Origin of the sequence: Candidatus Symbiobacter mobilis CR, assembly GCF_000477435.1 — a bacterium.
In the GTDB taxonomy this organism is placed as follows: domain Bacteria; phylum Pseudomonadota; class Gammaproteobacteria; order Burkholderiales; family Burkholderiaceae_C; genus Rhodoferax; species Rhodoferax mobilis.
Window position 1 is genome coordinate 2,188,506 of record NC_022576.1, and the last position, 19,169, is coordinate 2,207,674.

The 19,169-nt window shown below is 60.0% G+C and carries 16 protein-coding genes; 5 read left to right on the forward strand and 11 right to left on the reverse strand.

What is annotated here, in order from left to right; genetic code table 11:
* The first annotated feature begins 99 nt into the window (after positions 1-99).
* Complete coding sequence (locus CENROD_RS08975; protein WP_022774903.1) at positions 100-3,816, forward strand: PAS domain S-box protein; 3,717 nt, start codon at positions 100-102, stop codon at positions 3,814-3,816.
* A gap of 173 nt (positions 3,817-3,989) precedes the next feature.
* Here the strand turns inward: CENROD_RS08975 and CENROD_RS08980 are convergent, their stop codons facing one another.
* The 11 genes from CENROD_RS08980 to CENROD_RS09030 form a co-directional block, all read right to left on the reverse strand.
* Positions 3,990-5,450 carry a diguanylate cyclase domain-containing protein gene (locus tag CENROD_RS08980; protein ID WP_022774906.1) on the reverse strand — a complete coding sequence of 487 codons (1,461 nt, stop codon included), beginning with the start codon at positions 5,448-5,450 and terminating at the stop codon, positions 3,990-3,992.
* A 395-nt stretch (positions 5,451-5,845) separates the two neighbouring features.
* Positions 5,846-6,013 carry a hypothetical protein gene (locus CENROD_RS13940; RefSeq protein ID WP_022774910.1) on the reverse strand — a complete coding sequence of 56 codons (168 nt, stop codon included), beginning with the start codon at positions 6,011-6,013 and terminating at the stop codon, positions 5,846-5,848.
* A gap of 193 nt (positions 6,014-6,206) precedes the next feature.
* Complete coding sequence (locus CENROD_RS08990; protein WP_022774914.1) at positions 6,207-7,580, reverse strand: adenylosuccinate synthase; 1,374 nt, start codon at positions 7,578-7,580, stop codon at positions 6,207-6,209.
* Complete coding sequence (locus CENROD_RS08995; protein WP_022774917.1) at positions 7,577-8,788, reverse strand: ATP phosphoribosyltransferase regulatory subunit; 1,212 nt, start codon at positions 8,786-8,788, stop codon at positions 7,577-7,579. Before CENROD_RS08995 ends, CENROD_RS08990 begins: the two co-directional genes overlap by 4 nt.
* A gap of 115 nt (positions 8,789-8,903) precedes the next feature.
* A complete protein-coding gene (locus CENROD_RS09000) occupies positions 8,904-9,095 on the reverse strand; it encodes a DUF2065 domain-containing protein (RefSeq protein WP_022774921.1) in 192 nt (63 codons plus the stop codon).
* A 21-nt stretch (positions 9,096-9,116) separates the two neighbouring features.
* Positions 9,117-10,016 carry a protease modulator HflC gene (gene hflC / locus CENROD_RS09005; protein ID WP_022774924.1) on the reverse strand — a complete coding sequence of 300 codons (900 nt, stop codon included), beginning with the start codon at positions 10,014-10,016 and terminating at the stop codon, positions 9,117-9,119.
* Positions 10,017-10,026: 10 nt separating this feature from the next.
* Entirely contained in the window at positions 10,027-11,349 is a 1,323-nt protein-coding gene (gene hflK, locus CENROD_RS09010) for an FtsH protease activity modulator HflK (protein WP_022774925.1), read from the reverse strand.
* Between the two features lie 78 nt (positions 11,350-11,427).
* Positions 11,428-12,558: a GTPase HflX gene (gene hflX / locus CENROD_RS09015; protein ID WP_022774927.1), complete on the reverse strand. Its 1,131-nt coding sequence runs from the start codon at positions 12,556-12,558 to the stop codon at positions 11,428-11,430.
* Between the two features lie 62 nt (positions 12,559-12,620).
* Positions 12,621-12,869 carry an RNA chaperone Hfq gene (gene hfq / locus CENROD_RS09020; RefSeq protein WP_022774929.1) on the reverse strand — a complete coding sequence of 83 codons (249 nt, stop codon included), beginning with the start codon at positions 12,867-12,869 and terminating at the stop codon, positions 12,621-12,623.
* A 119-nt stretch (positions 12,870-12,988) separates the two neighbouring features.
* Positions 12,989-14,263, reverse strand: coding sequence for a pseudouridine synthase (locus tag CENROD_RS12590; RefSeq protein ID WP_022774931.1), 1,275 nt, complete (start codon positions 14,261-14,263; stop codon positions 12,989-12,991).
* Between the two features lie 199 nt (positions 14,264-14,462).
* Positions 14,463-15,509 carry an RluA family pseudouridine synthase gene (locus CENROD_RS09030; protein ID WP_041194506.1) on the reverse strand — a complete coding sequence of 349 codons (1,047 nt, stop codon included), beginning with the start codon at positions 15,507-15,509 and terminating at the stop codon, positions 14,463-14,465.
* Between the two features lie 135 nt (positions 15,510-15,644).
* Here CENROD_RS09030 and CENROD_RS09035 point away from each other — a divergent pair, with 135 nt between their 5' ends.
* The 4 genes from CENROD_RS09035 to CENROD_RS09050 all read left to right on the forward strand — a co-directional run bounded on the left by CENROD_RS09035 (position 15,645) and on the right by CENROD_RS09050 (position 19,123).
* Entirely contained in the window at positions 15,645-16,451 is an 807-nt protein-coding gene (locus tag CENROD_RS09035) for an outer membrane protein assembly factor BamD (protein WP_022774939.1), read from the forward strand.
* Between the two features lie 55 nt (positions 16,452-16,506).
* A complete protein-coding gene (locus CENROD_RS09040; RefSeq protein WP_022774941.1) occupies positions 16,507-17,271 on the forward strand; it encodes a PP2C family protein-serine/threonine phosphatase in 765 nt (254 codons plus the stop codon).
* 51 nt (positions 17,272-17,322) lie between these two features.
* Positions 17,323-18,078 (forward strand): electron transfer flavoprotein subunit beta/FixA family protein, encoded by a 756-nt coding sequence (locus CENROD_RS09045; protein ID WP_022774944.1) that lies wholly within the window; start codon positions 17,323-17,325, stop codon positions 18,076-18,078.
* A 106-nt stretch (positions 18,079-18,184) separates the two neighbouring features.
* Positions 18,185-19,123: an electron transfer flavoprotein subunit alpha/FixB family protein gene (locus tag CENROD_RS09050; protein ID WP_022774946.1), complete on the forward strand. Its 939-nt coding sequence runs from the start codon at positions 18,185-18,187 to the stop codon at positions 19,121-19,123.
* The last annotated feature ends 46 nt before the right edge of the window (positions 19,124-19,169 follow it).

Here is a 19,169-nt window from a genome sequence, read left to right on the forward strand (position 1 = left end):
GCCCCACTCGTCATCGTGGTACAGTAATACTTATCAAGATGCTACTGCTGTACCGTCGTCAGCCATTCTATAGCTTGCAAACAGGGAGTACTACGAGTCATGACTACGAACCCCACGGATTCGTCTACACAGCGTGAAACGAATCCTATTACCTTGGTTTGGGTAGCACTGGTTTGTTTGCTACTTATGACTGGGTATTTCTTGCAAGCCAGCTACCGTCATGCAATCGTCGTTGCGGGCAACGAAACCCGGAATCTGACGGAGCTGATGGAATCGCGGCTATCCAGCGAATTGGCCCGCGTCGATGGAATGCTCACTTTCATCGCTCACGAAGTGGTTGCAGTACCGTTTCACCGTCGATCCGCATCCGTTGCAGAAGCAAAGAGGCAGCATCTCCTTCGCATGGTGAGTTCCTTCCCCAAACTGGCGGTATTGTGTGCCTTCGATGCAGAAGGAAATCTGCAAATGAGCTCCAGAGCAGATGTCAAGCCGTTTAGCGTGGCGGACCGTCGCCATTTCCAGATATTGCGTGACAACCCTCACGTCAACCTCACTTTTTCCGAACCGCTTGTATCGCGCACCACCGGAAAGTGGTCGTTGATCCAAGCCCGGTCTATCCGGGACGATACGGGACGCTTCCTGGGAGCTGTCCATGCCGTCATGCACATCGACACCTTCTCGGAGTTGTTTCGCAGTATCGATGTAGGCCCCGGTGGTGCGACGATACTGCGGCGTACAGATACCTTGCAATTGGTTGCACGCGTCCCTCGCTATAACGAAGAGGACTTCAACCAGCCATTGCCCAAAAACCATCCTATATCTCAACTCCTGGCTTCTGGCGCTCGGAATGGAACCTTGGCGTATACGGCAAGCACCGATGGGGTGGAACGCATCGCAAGTTTTTCCAGATTGGATAATCGATTTCCGTATTATGTGAAGGTGGCTTTTTCCAAAGACCATTATCTGGATGCATGGCGGCGGCAAGTACTATGCATCGGTATTCTGGTGATACCTTTGTTCGTGGCTTTTGGAGTGGCTCTTGTCCGCCTGCACCGAAGCAACCGTCTTGCCAAGGTTGCTTTGGAAATACTCGAATATCGCCAAGCTCTCTTCAGCGCATTGTTTGACCAGTCCCTGTTGCTGGCTGGTATTCTGAACAGCGATGGATATGTGCTGGAAATCAACGAAAAGGCTTTGGCTGTGATCGGTAGCCGTCGCGAAGCAGTGACGAGCAAGTATTTCCCAGATTGCCCCTGGTGGTCTGAAGCTGAAGACCGCGCCCGCCTCGAGAATGGCATCAAGGACGCAACGACGATCGGGAAGTTTTCACGATTCGAAGTCATGCATCCCACGGCTGATGGAAAAATAATCGATGTGATGCTGCATATCCAGCCTGTGCAGGTCGGTACGGAGTTTTACATTGCCGTCACGGGTATGGATATCACAGAACAGAAAAAAGCAGAAAGAAAATTGCAGAAAGAGTACGAAAACAACCAGACGCTTTTGCGCAATGCCAGCGATGGTGTCGTCATCCTCAATGAATATGCACAAGTCATTGAAGTGAGCAATTCATTTTGCGCGATGCTCGGTTATTCACGTGAAGAAATGATGGGAATGAACCCGTCCCAATGGGATTGCGGGATGGTGAACCCTGAAAAAGTCATCGCGATATTCGAACAGGAATTGGCAAATCCCATTCATCCCCTGATTCATTCACGCCATCGTCGCAAGGACGGCAGCATGTACGACGTGGAATTGCATGGCACACCGATTGATCTGCATGGCCACAAAGTGTTGTATGTCTCCCATCGCGATATCACCGATCGTATCCAAGCCCAACAATTGCTGTCGGAACAACAAAAGGCGCTGCAACGCAGTCAAAGCCTGATGGCCTCTGCACAAATCCTGGGCGGAACGGGTTCGTGGGAATATGACGTTGACAAGAATATCCTTCACGTATCAGACCATTGCCAGGCGATTTTCGGGTACCCACCAGAGGACAAAGATTACCCCCTGGATTTCTGTCTGGCGTGCATCCCGGAACGAGAGCGCGTTCGCCAAAATCTGTTGGGCGCCATCCGCCAAGGAAGACCATACGAAGACGAATACGAAATCCACCCCGCCGATGGATCGTCCCCCAGAATCATCCACGTTCTGGGAAATATTGAAAAAGACGAGCATGGAATTCCACGCAAAATTCTCGGCTTCATGCAGGATATTACGCAACGCAAGGCTGCAGAAGAAAAAGTGTCCCAATTGCTGGCGGATCAGAATGCAATTCTGCAAAGCGAGGCCGTGGGATTCGTCATCATGCACGAACGCACCATCAGGTGGATCAATAATGCAGCGGCCAATATGCTGGGTTACGAATGCCATAAATTGGCCGGAAAAGACTCCCGAATTCTTTATCCTGACGATTCCTATTATGAGGAATTCGGACGCAAGGCTTACTGTGAAATTGACGATGGCAGGGTATACCATAGTCAGCACCAGTTGCGCCACAAAGACAGCTCCTTGAAATGGTTCGATCTTTCCGGCGCACGTTTGCCCTCCAACGATACAGCAACGATCTGGGCCATGGTAGATATTTCCAAATTGAAACGCATTGAGGAAGAACTACGAGATGCCATGGTCGCCGCAGAAGCCGCAAACGTTGCAAAAAGCCGCTTTTTGGCAACAATGTCACATGAACTGCGTACCCCCATGAATGGCATTTTGGGGATGGCACAGCTTTTGTCCATGGCGGATGTGATCGAAAGTCGTCGTATCGACTATGCAAAAACGATCCAGGCATCCAGCCAATCTTTGTTGGCGCTGCTCAACGATATTCTCGACATCTCGAAAATCGAATCAGGCAAACTACATTTACATAGCGAAGTATGGGAACCTCATGCCATTCTTCGTGAAATGCAATTGCTATTTTCCTGCGCAGCGCATACCAAAAGCCTGCAATTGCACTATGAATGGAAAGGTATCCCAAGCGCCCAATATATTTCCGATGTCCATCGGATCCGCCAAATGCTCTCGAATCTTGTTGGAAATGCCATCAAATTTACCACCCATGGTGGCATTCAAATTCAAGGAGAAGAAGTGGAGCGCGATGAAACGTCCGCGTTATTGGAACTTTCCGTTCGTGATACAGGAATGGGTATACCCAAAGACAAAATCGATTCGCTATTCGAATCGTTTTCGCAGGCCGACGGTTCGATCACCAGACAGCATGATGGATCGGGGCTGGGTCTATCGATCGTGCATCATCTGGCCAAAATGATGGCCGGGGATGTGGGGGTCGAAAGCATAGTCGGCCAAGGTTCCAAATTCTGGTTTCGTGTCCGGGCCAAACTGGTGGACAAAGATGCCCATAAGAACGATTCCAACGATTCGCCGATACAGCAAACTCCAAATGCCACCGCCCAACCGATTTCGTTGTTGGGACGGCAAATTCTGGTAGCCGAAGACAACCCTGTCAATCGCATGGTCATCCAATCCTTGCTTGCGACGCTCGGTATCCATGTAGCCCATGCCCACGACGGCCAACAAGCCCTGGATGCCATCACGCAAGGCGCTCGTCCCGATGTGATTCTGATGGACTTGCACATGCCCAATATGGATGGATACCAGGCCACGAAGCAAATACGCCAATGGGAGCAGGACAACGATCTGCCCAATACGCCCATCATTGCCGTGACTGCCGATGCGTACGAGGAAACCTATCGACGTTGCATCGCGATAGGCATGGACGATTTCCTGCCCAAACCCATCATATTGAATGACCTGCAATCGACTTTGCAGAAATGGCTTTCGCAATCCGGCTAGCCGTCTGTCGAACAATCCGTAACGAAAGCACGAGCACCGCCGCCGCGTGCAATGCGATGGCGCAGCCCCCACTGAGGAATCTAGGATCATGTTTTCCACTGATTCTGTTTGGTGGCCAGTCAAAGTGGATTCTGGATTACGCATACTCACCGACCACAACAACCGGAATAACTCTATATTTTGTCCACGGAATTCTCATAAAAGCGAATCGAATTACGCCCCGCTTTTTTTGCTTGGTACATGGCCAAGTCGGCCGAATCCATGATGTTACCGTAACTATTTTCATGACCACTGAATACGACACAACCGATGCTGGCGGTGCAGTGATGTTGGATTTGATTCTGGGCCGATCCGTTTTGCAAAGCCTGTAGTACATAAGGGGTTGACAATCCAACACGTATTTTCTCTGCAATTGTTTGGGCGTGTGAGATGGTTTCCTCTTTGTTAGTACTCAGATTAGTGAGCAACACCACAAACTCATCTCCGCCAAAACGGGCGACTGTGTCAGTTTCACGTACGGAAGATGTCAAGCGATTTGCTGCCTCTATCAGCAACAAGTCACCCGCAGCATGACCATGTGCGTCATTGAGCGGCTTGAAGTTGTCGAGATCAAGAAACAGCAGTGCGCCATAAAGGCTGCTGCGCTTACTTGATGACATAGCCTGAGTGAGGCGGTTTTCCAGCAACCGGCGATTGGCCAACTTGGTCAGCGTGTCATAGAACGCCAATTCATGCACCTGCTCTTCCAAAAGTTTGCGCTCCGTAATTTCTCGGGTAATGCCGTGGTACCCGACAATGGCGCCGTACTCGTTTCTCTCTGGCTTGGACATGACTTCCCCCCAGATAAGACTGCCGTCTTTACAACGATGTTCTGCCTCAAATTTCAAAAAACCAACGGGCTTTCCCAATGCTTCACTGATCTGTCTCTGTTGCATCACCTTTTTGACAGTCTCCACACCCTTGTCGTTGAAAAATTCAAAAATGTGGCGCCCAATGACCTCATCTGCCTGGAAGCCGCGCAGGCGTTCGTCTGCCGGGCTGATGTAAGTGATGCAATAATTGGCATCGGTCCTCCAGAGGACGTCCAAGGCATCCTCTGTTAGTCGGCGATAGAGAGTTTGGCTTTCATGTAATGCCTGAGTGCGTTCTTCGACCAAAGCCTCAAGCTCGCTATTGCGTTCCTGCAGGCCCTTGAGAGGATACACCTCACCAGCCTGCGCCCGCTGCAGATAAGGGATGGAAATGCCACTATGCACAATCTTCCAGCCCTCACGTTCCAGACGAAAAATCAACACCAGTCGTGCGACCTCTTTCGAAAGCAGAGAGCTAAAGCAAGGCAAGTGAATATGAAAGAAGGCAGTCACCACGGCCACGTTATCACTGATGTCCTGCATCGCGATATCGAGCATCTCGATGCCAATACGGCCAGGCACTTGACCGAAATCTTGTCGAGTGATTTTTTCCCATTCCAACCGATCCTTGACCAGAAAATCACCGGACCCCGTGTAGCCGCTAAAGTTTTCGCTGAAATGTGTTGTCAACCGTTCATCTCGTGAAGCATACATTTCAATGTACTCGTCAAACAACTCACGAATAATGCGCTGGCGGTGTTGAACAGATGTACTGCTAATCATGATTAGTATGATAGATGTAGAATCAAATAGGCGACAGATTCAATATATCAATGAATCTGTCCTTCAACCCGTGTCTGCGCCAATGATGACTACGAAACGGTGCCAGTCGCGAAGAGGCTTCTCGAAGTTCCCCGTGCCCAGCAGGAGAGTGGATGGGGTGAGGAAAATTGCCATGACTTTCCTGATTCAACCCAGATAGTCCATGAGGGTTTGCAGGGCCAAAATGGCCGCCAATGTGCCGCTTGCACGCAAACAGCACCGAAGTGCGCCTAATGCACTATCTGGATTCATAGCCTCTGTGCAAAGTCATGGCGGTGGCGAGGTGTTTGCGCCAAATTATGGCCGTTCCCCCCGTTCCCAGGCCTTGGGAACGAACCCTGGCTGGTTCCCCACCACTACGCCCTCTCCGCTTTGGCAGAGCCATACAAACCCTGGCTTTGCGCGTACTGCTGCGCTTCTTCCCCCATCACCATCGCAGCCACTTCCTGGACGATCCGGTTCGTTTCCTCGATCAGCTTCCAGATTCTTCCGATGGTGGGAGCGGATTCCTGAATAGGGTGCATGGTGGGTACTCCTGGGGAAACATGGGGTGCCCCTGCCAAGGCTGGGCAGCCTACGCATCGTAGCCAGGCGACCCGTTTGCGCAAACCCTGGGCGTTGCAGGGGGCAGCAACCCCCGCGCAGTGCCCACCACACAGCCTGACTAGGTGCCGATGGGCACGCTCTCTTCACCCACCCCGCGTTCCACCCCTGGGGCTATGCCTGCGCGAAAGGGTGGCAGCGCGTGATCGTGTGGTCGCGGTCGGGGCTGGTCGAGACGATGTGGACCGGAACCCCCGTGCATTGCTCAATGCGTTCCAGGTAGTTACGCGCGGTCTGGGGCAGGTCTTCGTAGCGCGTGACGTGCGCGGTGCAGTCCCATCCGGGCAGTGTTTCGTACACCGGGCGGCAGCGTGCGATTTCTTCTGCGGCGCTAGGCAGGATGTCGATACGCTGGCCGTCCAGCTCATAGCCTGTGCAGAGTTGCACTTCTGGCAGGCCATCAAGCACGTCGAGCTTGGTGATGCACAGCCCAGTGATGCCGTTGACCTGCACGGATCGTTTGAGCAGCGCCGCATCGAACCACCCGCAGCGGCGGCTGCGTCCCGTGGTCACGCCTTTTTCCGCGCCGACGGTGCTCATGTGCCACCCCGGCGTTCCCTGGGTTTGCCAGTCCAGCTCGGTGGGGAAAGGCCCACCGCCCACCCGGGTGCAGTAGGCCTTGGCCAGCCCCAAAACGTAATGCAGCATCCCTGGCCCCACCCCCGCGCCCGCAGCGGCATTGCCGGCTACGCAGTTGCTCGACGTCACGAAGGGGTAACTACCGTGGTCGATGTCGAGGAAGGTGCCCTGCGCACCTTCAAAAAGCAGGTTTTCGCCGCGCTGGTGGGCATCGTTCAGCTCGCGGGAGACGTCGGCCATCATCGGAATGAGCAGGGGTGCGAAGCGCATGGCTTCTTCGTACACCGGGGCAAAGAGCACTTGCCCGTCTTGCAGATAGGGCTGAAGCATGGGGTCGAAGGACATGCTCTCGCTGTGCAGATAGTGGCGCAGCGTATGGTTGTGCAGGGCCAGCAACGCACGCAATTTGTCCGCAAACTGTTCGGGGGAACGCAGATCCTGCACGCGCAGCGCCCGCCGGGCCACCTTGTCCTCGTAGGCAGGGCCGATGCCACGCCCCGTCGTGCCGATCTTTTCGACGCCTTCATCGGCACGGGCCTGCTCGCGCGCGGCGTCGAGCACGGCGTGGATGGGGAGGATCAGCGGGCATAGCGTGCTCACGCGCAGCCGTGACCGCACATCGACTCCGGCGCTTTCCAGCGAGGCCATTTCGTCGAACAACTTCGGAACCGAGAGCACCACCCCGTTGCCGATGTAGCAGTACACCCCGGGATGCATGATCCCGCTGGGGATCAGGTGCAGCGCGGTGCGCTCCCCGTGGATGACGAGCGTATGGCCCGCGTTGTGCCCGCCTTGGAAGCGCACGACACCATGCACGCCTTCGGAGAGCCAATCGACCAGTTTGCCTTTGCCTTCGTCGCCCCATTGGGCGCCGACGACGACTACATTGCGTCCTCGTTGTGCGTTCATGCTGATCCTGCGGAATGGGGGTGGGGTGGAGTGTGGGAGGGATCGATATCTGCGAGGCACCAGGCTCCGGCCCGGCGAACCAGCGCACGGTCACAGTGAAAAACGGGCTGGACGACTGGCGTGGCATGTTCGCCGTGCATGTCCTGCATTGGCTGCGTGCGAATCACGGTCTCCCCCTTGCCGCGCAGCGTCGCGATAACCCACTCCAGATCGGGGTCAGCGTCCCATGGCGCCAGGATGGCCCGTGCGGGCAACGGGGGCGGAAGCAGGGGCAAGAGCGCCTTGAGGTCCACGCTGAACCCCGCAGCCGGGCGGTTGCGGCCAAAGGCTGCGCCGATGTCGTCGTAGCGTCCACCGCGTACCAGGGCTTCGCTCGTACGCGGGGCGTAGAGCGCAAAACACGGCCCGGTGTAGTAGTCGTAACCACGCATATCGGCCAGGTCAAAGGTCAGCCGCACACCGCGAACACGGCCTGCCAGACGTTCCAGGTCGCCCAGCGCACGCTCCACGGCGGGGCGGGGGTGCAGGCTCTGCCGTGCCTGGGCCAGCACAGATTCGTCGCCGTACAGCCCGATCAGCACCAGCAAATCGTCGAGCGTGGAGGCAGGCAGCCCGGCACCCAGTTGAAGGATCGCGCTACGGTCTTTGGCGGCCAGCGCCTCGTGCAGGCGTTGCGCGTCACGGGGGGGAACGTCTTCGAGCACGGCAGTGACGATGCGTGCGTGGGCCAAGTCGATGCCGATGTCGCCGATTCCTGCGGAGTGCAGGCAGTCGCAAGCCAGGTGCAGGATTTCGACATCGGCGTCCAGCGCTGCTTCCCCATAGATTTCCGCCCCAAGCTGCAAGGGTTCCCGGCTCGATTGGGGCGACTGCGGGCGTGTGTGGACGGTCGGTCCGCAGTAGCACAGGCGGCTCACCCCGGGTCTGCCGAGCAGGTGCGCGTCGATCCGCGCAACCTGCGGGGTGGTGTCTGCGCGCAACCCCAGCGTCCGGCCGGAGAGCTGATCGACGAGCTTGAACGTTTGCAAGTCCAGCTCGCCGTGGCTTGCTGTTTGCAGCGATTCCAGGTGTTCCAGCAAGGGCGGGATCACCAGTTCGTAGCCGTAGGTGCGTGCCACCCCCAGCATGGCCGTGCGCATCCGTTCGATGTGCCCCGCTTGCGCAGGCAGCAGGTCGGCAAAGTGGTCAGGCAACAGCCAGGCAGACATGGGCTACGTTCTTAGCAAACAGTCACGATGCAGGCAGAGCAGGCCCAAGAGCTTGCACGAGTTTGCAGAGTCGGCGGAAGCCGCGATTCCTTTTGCTCGTTGTCGATGCCCTCGCTCACTGCTGCATCCATAGCAACCCCATCGCCAGCAGCAGGCAACACAGGCCAAAGAAGCGGAGCTGCCCGTCCCGGAATTGCAGGAGCTGGAGCAGCACCTTGCGCCAGGCTGCGGGGGCGACGAAAGGCATGAACCCCTCGAACAGGAGCACCAGAGCCAGGGCAGTGAGCAGGGTGTTGTCGTCGGGCACGGTGGGCTTTCCGAAGGCAGGTCATTTCCTGGAAGCGGCGGCGGGCTGGTCGCCGCGCAACGTGCGGAAGAACTCGTGGGAAGCGGGGTCGATCACCATCACGTCAGACTTGCCCGCAAAGGCGGCCTTGTAGGCGTCGAGGCTGCGATAGAACTGCGCGAACTGCGGATCCTGACCAAAGGCTTCGGAGTAGATGCGCGCAGCCTGCGCGTCGCCCTCGCCTTTGGCGATTTGCGCATCGCGGTAGGCCTCGGCCAGGGCCACTTCGCGCTGGCGGTCTGCGTCGGCGCGGATCTTCTCGCCTTCCGCAGCGCCCAGCGAACGTAGCTCATTGGCCACGCGCTTGCGTTCGGCCTCCATGCGTCGGTATACCGACTCGGTGATGTTTTCCACATAGTCCACCCGGGTGATGCGCACGTCGGCGACATCGATGCCCCAGGGTTTGTCCCCACGCACTTGCGCGAGCACGGCGGTTTTGACATCGTTCATCAGGGTTTCGCGGTGGGTGGCAAGAAGCTGGCGCACGGTGTATTGGTTGACCGCGTCCTGAAAGGCATTGCGCACGACGCGGTTGAGTTGGCTGGCCCCGGCGGCTTCCGTCGTGCCAACGTTGCGGATGTATTGCGAAGGCTCGGAGATGCGCCAGCGCACGTACCAGTCGATCACCATCCGCTGCTTTTCTGCGGTCAGCACGGGTTCGGTGTCCGTGCTGTCGAGGGTCAGCAGCCGCTTGTCGATGTACGACACGTTTTGGAACGGTGGGGGAAGCTTGACATTCAGCCCGGGTTCGACGATCACCGCCTTGATTTGCCCGAACGCATAGACGATGCCGAACTGCCGTTGGTCGACGACGAAAAGGGTTGTGCTCGCCAGCCACGCCAGCAATAGCAATCCCGATACCCAAAAACCGAATCGATGCATACCGAGACTCCTAGCGCAATTCACGGGAACGGGAACGCAGCGCGTCGCGCAGTCGTGCGTCGGCGGCGGCATCGGGGGTTCCCTGCCCCGATGCGGAGCCGGGCGCGGGGGGCGCCTGCACTGCGGATTCGTTCGGGGATGCGTGCAGGATTTTGTCGAGCGGCAGGTACAGCAAACTCGAACCCTGGCGGGTATCGACGAGCACTTTGCTCACCCCGGAATACACCTGCTGCATCGCATCGATATACATCCGATCCCGCGTCACCTGCGGGGCATTGCGGTATTCGTCCAGGACGGAGCGGAAGCGTTGCGCATCGCCCTGCGCCTGCGCGACGATGCGGGAACGGTAGGCATGGGATTCCTCGCGCAGCCGGGACGCAGCACCGGTGGCACGCGGCACCACGTCATTGGCGTAGGCCTGCGCCTCGTTCTTGGCGCGTTCGCCCTCTTGGCCTGCCTTGAGCACGTCGTCGAAAGACGCCTGCACCTGTTCCGGCGGGCTGACACCGCCTTGTTGCAGATTGACCCCGACGACTTCGATGCCGACCTTATAGCGGTCGAGGATGCGTTGCATGAGCACCCGAACCCGAGGGGCAATCTGGTCGCGCTCGTCAGACAGCACGCTGTCCATGCGCATCTTGCCGATCACTTCGCGCACGGCGGTTTCCGCAGCCTGTACGACGGCCTCGCCGGGGTTCTTGCTCTCGAACAGGTAAGCCCTGGCGTTGTGCAACCGGTATTGCACGGCAAAGCGGACTTCGACAATGTTCTCGTCCTCGGTCAGCATCGCGCAATCGCGCAGACCGGTGGCTTTGACGATGGTGTCCCGCCCCACGTCAACGGAACGGATCTGCGTCACGAACACCTTTTCATGACGCTGGAACGGGAAAGGCAAGCGCCAATGGAACCCCGCGCCGACGGTGTCGGCATACCGTCCAAATTGGGTAATGACCGCCTGTTGGCCTTCCTCGACGATAAAAAACCCGGTTCCCGTCCAGATCAATACTGCTGCAAGCACGATGGCGCCGACGCCAAACCATGGCCCGCGCTGGCCGGGATCGTCGCCTCCGGGCCCACGCGGGGATGGAGGTTGGCCGCCAAAAAGCCCGCCGAACCGGCTGCGCAAGTCTTCCCACATCTCGTCGAGGTCCGGGGGCGCGCCCCGATTGCCGTAGGGGTCTTCGCGATGGGGGCGCTCTGGACGACCAGAGCCATTGGGATGCTCGGGGCCGCCAGGAGAACCGTCTGCGCCATTGCGGAGGAAGGCAGTGCTTCGATGGCGGGCAAGCCATGCCTGCCACGACCAGCCGTGGAACAAAGGAAACGATTTCATGGAATGTCTAAAAAAAGCGCACCGGCGCACTGCGGCGAACGCTGGGAGGTGTCAAGGTGGTCAACTAGGTCAACGTGGTCAACTCGGAACGTCCGATTCACGCGGCGGGGGGAACAACTTTTCGCACAGCACTTGTCGCAGCCCGGGGAGTCCTTCCCCCGAGTGGGCGCTGACGAAAGTACGCGGAACCCACGACCCTCCCCACTCGTAAGTATCCCGCAAAACCCCGGGACGCCGCTCCGGCCCCACGGCATCGACCTTGTTGAATACCAGCACCTGGGGGATGTCCCCGGCACCGATTTCTTCCAGCACTGTCTGCACTTGCGCGATGCGCTCAATGTGGTGGGGGTCGCTGTAATCAACGATATGCAGGAGCAAATCGGCATCGACGGCTTCCTGCAAGGTGGCCTCGAAGGCATCGACCAAACCGTGAGGCAGGTCACGGATGAACCCGACGGTATCGGACAGCAAGATGGGCTGCGGTGGCTGCGCGCACCCCAGGTACAGCTTGCGCGTGGTCGTATCGAGCGTGGCGAAGAGCTGGTCTGCGGCAAAAGCGCCAGCTTTGACGAGGGCATTGAATAGGGTGGACTTGCCCGCGTTGGTGTATCCGACGAGCGAGACGCACAGCATCCCATGCCGCTGCCGTTGCCTGCGCTGGGTGGCACGCTGGCGCTTGACCCGCGAGAGGCGGGACTGGATGCGGCGGATGCCATCGGCGATCATCCGCCGGTCGAGTTCGATTTGCGATTCACCGGGGCCGCCGCGCATCCCGATCCCGCCGCTCTGGCGCTCCAGGTGCGACCAGCGCCGCACCAGCCGCGTGCTGAGGTACTGCAAGCGCGCCAGCTCGACCTGCAACTTGCCTTCGTGGCTGCGCGCACGCTGCGCGAAGATGCCGAGGATCAGGAAGGTGCGGTCGTTGACCGGCAAACCCAGATGCCGTTCGAGGTTGCGCTGCTGCGCGGGGCTGAGGTTCTGGTCAAAAAGTACTTCGAGTGCGCCGCAGTCGCGAGCAAGGTCGCGAATCTCGTCGGCCTTGCCGCTGCCAATGAACAAGGAAGGATCGGGGGCCTTGCGCCGACATGCAACGCGGGCGACGGGTTCCATCCCCGCAGACTGGGCCAGCAAGCCCAGCTCTTCGAGCGCAGGGTCGAAGAGGAGGGAACCGGAAGAACCGGAGGAAGCCAAATCCACCCCCACCAGCACGACGGGCGTGCATGGTGGCGTAGAGGGCGCAAGCTGCGCCGGGCCGTGGTGAACGCCGACGCTCACTCGCTGGCGGCGGGCTGCCCCTCAGCCGGGGGAAAAGCCACCATGCGGCTGGGAACGATGGTCGAAATCGCGTGCTTGTAGACCATCTGCGTTACGGTATTGCGCAACAGCACGACATATTGGTCGAAAGCCTCGATCTGCCCTTGCAGCTTGATGCCGTTGACGAGGTAAATCGACACCGGAACATGCTCGCGCCGCAGCGCATTGAGAAAGGGGTCTTGCAGCGGTAAGCCTTTGTGCTCCACGATATAGCTCCGTGTTCCTAGTGTTAGCCCAGGGACGATACCACACGGGGGGGTGCGCAAAATGCCCCCAACCAACCATGCCCCCAGTGCAGCGAATCCATGCTACAGCCCTGATGCGCCTAGGAACCGGGGCGGTTCCGAAACCCCGATGCGGGAGGGCGTCGGGGCGGACGAGGCCCCGTAGCCCGTAACGGCGCATTCCTGCGCGACCCTGCCGTGGGCGAAGGCCCGCGCCGCGCCGCCACGGGAGACAGCACGCGCCGCCCTGCACTGGGTGACCCCGGCGCTGCCGGTGTTGCCGGGGCAGGGCGAGCAGCCTGTGGAACCGGCCGCTGATGCCCGCCACCATTCCTGCCTTGGTTCGGCGGGCGTTGCGGCGGGTGGGGAGATGGCTGGGGAGATGAATGAGAAGAAGGCGGATGAGAAGGCGGATGAGAAGAGGGATAAGCATGATGGGTGGGATGCAGCAAAGCCTCGATATCCACTTCATCAAGCTCGACCGAAGCCCCCCGGCGCAGCCACCGTGGCAATAGCACCGACCCGTAGCGAACGCGAATCAATCGGCTAACCGTGCGCCCCACGGCCTCGAAGATGCGGCGCACCTCGCGATTGCGCCCTTCGCGCAGCACGACGCGATACCAGCAATTGACCCCCGAAGCCCCTGCTTCTTCGACGAGGTCGAAGCGCGCCGGGCCGTCCGAGAGGGGCACTCCATCGCGCAACCTCTGTCGTTCTTCTGCAGACAACGACCCGAGTACACGCACGGCGTACTCGCGTTCCAGCGCGTACCGGGGATGCGCAAGGCGGTTGGCCAGCTCGCCGGAGTTGGTCAGCAGCAGCAGTCCTTCGGTATTGATGTCGAGCCGACCGATCGACTGCCACTTGCCCCCGGGGAGCCGTGGCAGGTTCTGAAAGACGGTGGGACGGTGCTGCGGGTCGTCGTGGCTAACGATCTCCCCCGTTGGCTTGTGGTACAGCAGCACCCTTACGGCTGACGGCACGAGTACCGCACGAACGGGTCGGCCATCGACGCGGATGCGGTCGCCCGCGCTGGTACGCTGGCCGATGTGTGCGGGCTGCCCATTGACCGTGACCCGCTGTTGCGCGATCAGCGCTTCGATATCGAGGCGGGAGCCTAGTCCCGCCTGCGCCAGCGCCTTGTGCAGCTTCGGCGTGGCAGTGGGCGCGGGGGCGTTCCGGGGCCGGGAAGATGGCGGGGAAGAAGGCCGGGCAGAGGGAGCAGGAGCCGAGCGCGTGGAAGCCGTGGCTGGCCTTGCGCCGCGTGGCACCCCGCGTGCGGCCATGGGGGGACGCTGACCGGGGTGATTCGAGTGGGGAGGCGAGGGGGGATTGGGGCCACGACGTCGATCCGGGGCGCTGCGAAAGGGTCTCATGATGTTTTCCTACAAGTCGGCGCCCGGGTATCGATGCACTGAACCCAGATCGTTCATTAGGCGCACCTTCGGTGCTGTTTGCGTGCATGCGGCGCATTGGCGGCCATTTTTGCCCTTCTTCGTTGTTCATAGCGCAAGCTATGTACGCCTCAGTCAGGCCAAAACTGCCTCGCCACTGCATCCACCTGCCCTGCAAACCCTAATGGACTATCTGGGCTGAATCATTGTAGGGAAGGCCCCAAATCTCGATGGCATGCACCATGTCTTGCGGCCAAGGGATATGGAAAGCCAGGGGCGTTGCGGTAATCGGATGGTGGAAGGCCAGCTTGTCGGCGTGTAGCGCCTGCCGGGTCATGCCTGCTGCGGGGGCACCGCCATAGAGGGAATCCGCAACGAGCGGGTGCCCGATCGACGCCATGTGTACGCGAATCTGGTGGGTTCTGCCTGTATGCAGGGTGCATCGCACCAAGCAGCCCTGCGCCACGCTACCTAGGGCCACGATGTCCGTCTGCGCGGGCTTGGCGCCTGGGCGCTTCGCGTCGAGCACGGCCATGCGCAAGCGGTGGCGCGGGTCGCGGCCTATCGCCGCATCCACCCTGCGCCGTGCGGGGCCAGTCCATGCGCCATGCGCCAGGGCGATGTACTGCCGGTGGACCCGTCGCTCGGCAATGGCAAGTACCAGGGCATCCATCGCATAACGGGTGCGGGCAACGACCATCAGCCCGCTCGTGTCTTGGTCGAGCCGGTGGACGATCCCCGCGCGGGGCAGGTCGAAAGCGCGTTCGTCGTACCCCAACAAAGCATTCATCAGCGTTCCGCCCCAGTGGCCGGGGGCGGGGTGTACCACCCAACCCGCAGGTTTGTGGACGACGAGCAGGTGTTCGTCTTCATAGACGAGGTCGAGCGCGGCGTGTTCGGCGGTGAAGGATTGGCTTTGCGGCGTGGGGCGCAGTTCCACGGCTGCTTCGTCGAGGGCGCGAACTTTGTGCGCAGGGCGGGTGACGATGGCGCCGTTGATGCGCACGGCTCCGGCTTCGATCAACTGCTGCAAATAGTTGCGGGAGCACTCCCCCATCGCAGCGTGCAGCACTTGATCCAGACGGCGCCCGTGCGCGGTATCGGGGACGTGCAGGGTGCGCACCGTGGGGCCTGCGCTGCTTATTGCGCTACCTTTTGCATAACCCTGGTCAGCACTCTGGTCAGGGCCTTGGCCTCCGTCGCTATCCCTTGACGGGCATCCTGCCAAGGGGGAACCCGACGGGGGTTGTGACAGGGCGCCAGACAAGGGGGTGGGAAAGGTTTCTGCAAAGACGCCAGAAAAGGTGCCCGATATACACTCCCGACCGTTTTTGGCCACCCTTTTTTCCTCCGTTTTCCTTCCATGCCCCTCGGCGCACGATTATCTTTGCCCAGTTTCCGCGCTGCCGTTGCCGTTACCTGTGCAGCGCTGGTGTTGGCTGCGTGTTCCACCGTTCCCAAGGATCCCACGGCCAACCTCTCCTTGCAGGAGTTGTATGCCTTGGCGCGGGAAGAAATGGATGTCGGCGCCTACGACAAAGCTGTTCCCTTGCTCGAAAAGCTCGAAGGCCGCGCCGTGGGAACCCCGCTGGCGCAGCAGGCACAGCTTGACCGTGCCTACGCCCACCACAAAGCCGGGGAACCTTTGCTTGCGGTTGCGGTGCTCGACCGCTTTATGAAGCAGCACCCCGCCAGCCCTGTGTTGGACTACGCGCTGTACCTCAAGGGGGTGGTGAATTTTCAGGATGACTTGGGGCCTTTCGCGTCGGTCACCCGGCAGGATTTGTCCGAGCGCGACCAAAAGTCGGCCAAGGACGCTTTCGACGCTTTCCAGGAACTGGTGCGGCGTTTCCCTGCATCCCGCTATGCTGCGGATGCCACGCACCGGATGCGCTATATCGTCAATCTGCTGGCGCAATCCGAAGTCCACGTTGCGCGGTACTACCTACAACGCGGGGCATACCTTGCCGCAGCAAACCGCGCCCAGACGGCGGTCACGGACTACCCCGGCGCTGCATCGACCGCCCAGGCGCTTGACATTCTGGTTCGTGCCTACGACGCGATGGGAATGACCCAACTGCGTGACGACGCCCGCCGCGTGCTGGAACATAACTACCCCCAGGGGGTTCCGGCGCACACCAAGGAGCGTCCATGGTGGAAGTTCTGGTAAAGGCCCTCGGCAGCGCCTTGGGAAGAACGCTGTCCTTCCCCAACAAGGTTCATCCATGAGCAACGGTGGGTTTCGGCTAAATGCGTCCACTGGGCTGCACAAGGGGGATCGCGATTACCAGCAGGACCAGGTGAAGTTCTTGTGCCATCAGCGCGCCAAGGGCTGCGTCATGGCCGTGCTGGCCGATGGGATGGGTGGCCGCAGCGGGGGACGCAAGGCTTCCGACCAAGTGATGATGACGGCTGGGCAGCTCTTTGAACGCTACGACCCCGCCACCGACGATCCCGTCGCAACGCTATCGCAGCTTGTGCAGGAGGCCCACACGGTGATCCGTTTGACGGCCATTTCCGCCGAAGAAGAGCCTCACAGCACCATTGCATCCTTCCTCATCAACCCTGGTGGCGATTGCTACTGGGCACATGCCGGGGATTCGCGCATCTATCACTTTCACGGCCCCCGGCTGATCAAGCGCACCCTCGACCATTCTTATGTCCAGTTGCTCGTCAGCCGAGGCGAGCTGACCGAAGAGCAAGCCAATTGCCACCCCAAGTCCAATATTCTGATGGGGTGCCTCGGCGCGGAGAAAGACCCACCTATCGATACCCATTTCATCGAGCGTCTACGCACCGGCGATACGCTCATGGCGTGCAGCGATGGGGTTTGGCACTACTTCACCAACGAGGAGCTGGGTTCCGTGCTCCACACCCTCACCCCCCGTGAAGCCAGCGAGTTTCTGATCCAGAAAGCGCGTTCCCGTGCCCGGGGCACAGGGGACAACCTCTCGCTGGCCATCGTCAAACTCGAACCCCTGGATGCCTGAGCGAGCGTTGCCGCGCTGTCACTTTTTCCTTCCTTTTCCTTCGGTTTCTGCATGAAAGTCTTGGTAGCCGTCAAGCGCGTCGTCGATTACAACGTCAACGTTCGGGTCAAGCCCGACCACTCCGGGGTGGACATTGAGCATGTCAAGATGAGCATGAACCCCTTCGACGAAATTGCTGTCGAAGAGGCTGTCCGGCTCAAGGAAAAAGGGTTGGCCGACGACATCGTTGCCGTCTCCTGCGGGGTAGCAGCGTGCCAAGAGACGTTGCGCACCGCGATGGCGTTGGGCGCAGACCGCGCGATCCTCGTGCAAAGCGAGGCATTGCTGCAACCGCTGGCCGTTGCACGTTTGCTCTGCGCCGTCTGTGAGCGCGAACGGCCTGACCTGGTGCTGCTGGGCAAACAGGCCATCGACGACGATTGCAGCCAGACCGGGCCGATGCTCGCTGCACTGCTGCGCACCCCGCAAGCGGTATGCGCGAGCCGCATCGAGCTTGTCGACGCCACCACCGCGCTCGTCACCCGCGAAATCGACGGTGGGCTGGAAACGCTGCGCATGGCCCTGCCAGCAGTCGTCACCACAGACTTGCGGCTGAACGAACCGCGCTACGTCACGCTGCCCAACCTGATGCGCGCGCGCAAAAAACCGGTGCAGACGATCGACGCTGCCGAGCTGGGCGTCGATGTGCGCCCCCGCTTGCAGACGATGGCCGTGACCGAACCCCCTGTGCGCAAAGCGGGCGTGCAGGTACACGATGTCGCCACCCTCGTCGCCAAGCTGCGTACCGAAGCGAAGGTGTTGCCATAACTGCCCTCACCCCCGCCCCTCTCCCGCTGGGCGAGGGGAGCTTGGAGAAGCCGCTTCGCAACTTTTCCGCTACACGCCCCGTGCCCTGTTTTTTGCGTTCTGACCCATGACCGCCCTTGTCCTTGCCGACCACGCCCATTCCCGCCTTCTGCCCGCCACGCTGCACGCCGTCACGGCGGCGCGCCAATGTGGGGGGGAAGTACACATCCTCGTTTGCGGGCACCAGGTCGCGCCCGTCGCTCGGGAGGCCGCGTGCGTCGAGGGCGTGACGAAGGTCTGGCACGTCGATGATGCCTCGCTCGAACACGCGGTTGCCGAAGTCGTGTGCGAGCAGGTCATCGCGCTGGCCGGAGGGTATTGCCATCTCGTTTTTGCCGCGACGGCGTCGGGCAAGAACATTGCCCCGCGCGTCGCTGCGCGGTGTGGTATTGCACAAGTGTCCGATGTCTTGCGCATCGTCGATGACCACACCTTTTGCCGCCCCATTTATGCCGGCAGCGCCATCGAAACGGTGCGCACCCTCGACGATGCCTGCGTGTTGACGATCCGCACCACGAGCTTCGACGCTGCACCGACCTTGGCGGAACCCCACGCGCCCATCGAAGTCTGCGCAGTCGTCGCAGCCCCGTGCAGTGCCATGTTCGTCGGGCAGGAATTGGTGCAGAACACCCATGCCGAGCTGGCCACCGCTCGCGTCGTCGTCAGCGGTGGGCGGGCGCTGGGGTCGGCGGAGCAATTCCAGGCGCTCGTCGGCAAACTGGCGGACAAGCTGGGCGCGGCCACTGGGGCCAGCCGCGCTGCGGTCGATGCCGGGTATGCGCCGAATGACTGGCAGGTCGGCCAGACGGGCAAGATCGTCGCCCCGGAGCTGTACATCGCGGTGGGGATCAGCGGCGCGATCCAGCACCTTACCGGGATGAAAGACAGCAAAGTGATCGTCGCGATCAACAAAGACCCTGATGCGCCAATCTTCCAGGTCGCCGACTACGGGCTGGTCGCCGACCTCTTCGACGCCGTTCCTCGGTTGATCGACGCATTGGGTTGAGCGCTGGGGCCGAACGCATGGTTTTGCTGTTTGGCTTCTCAGCTTG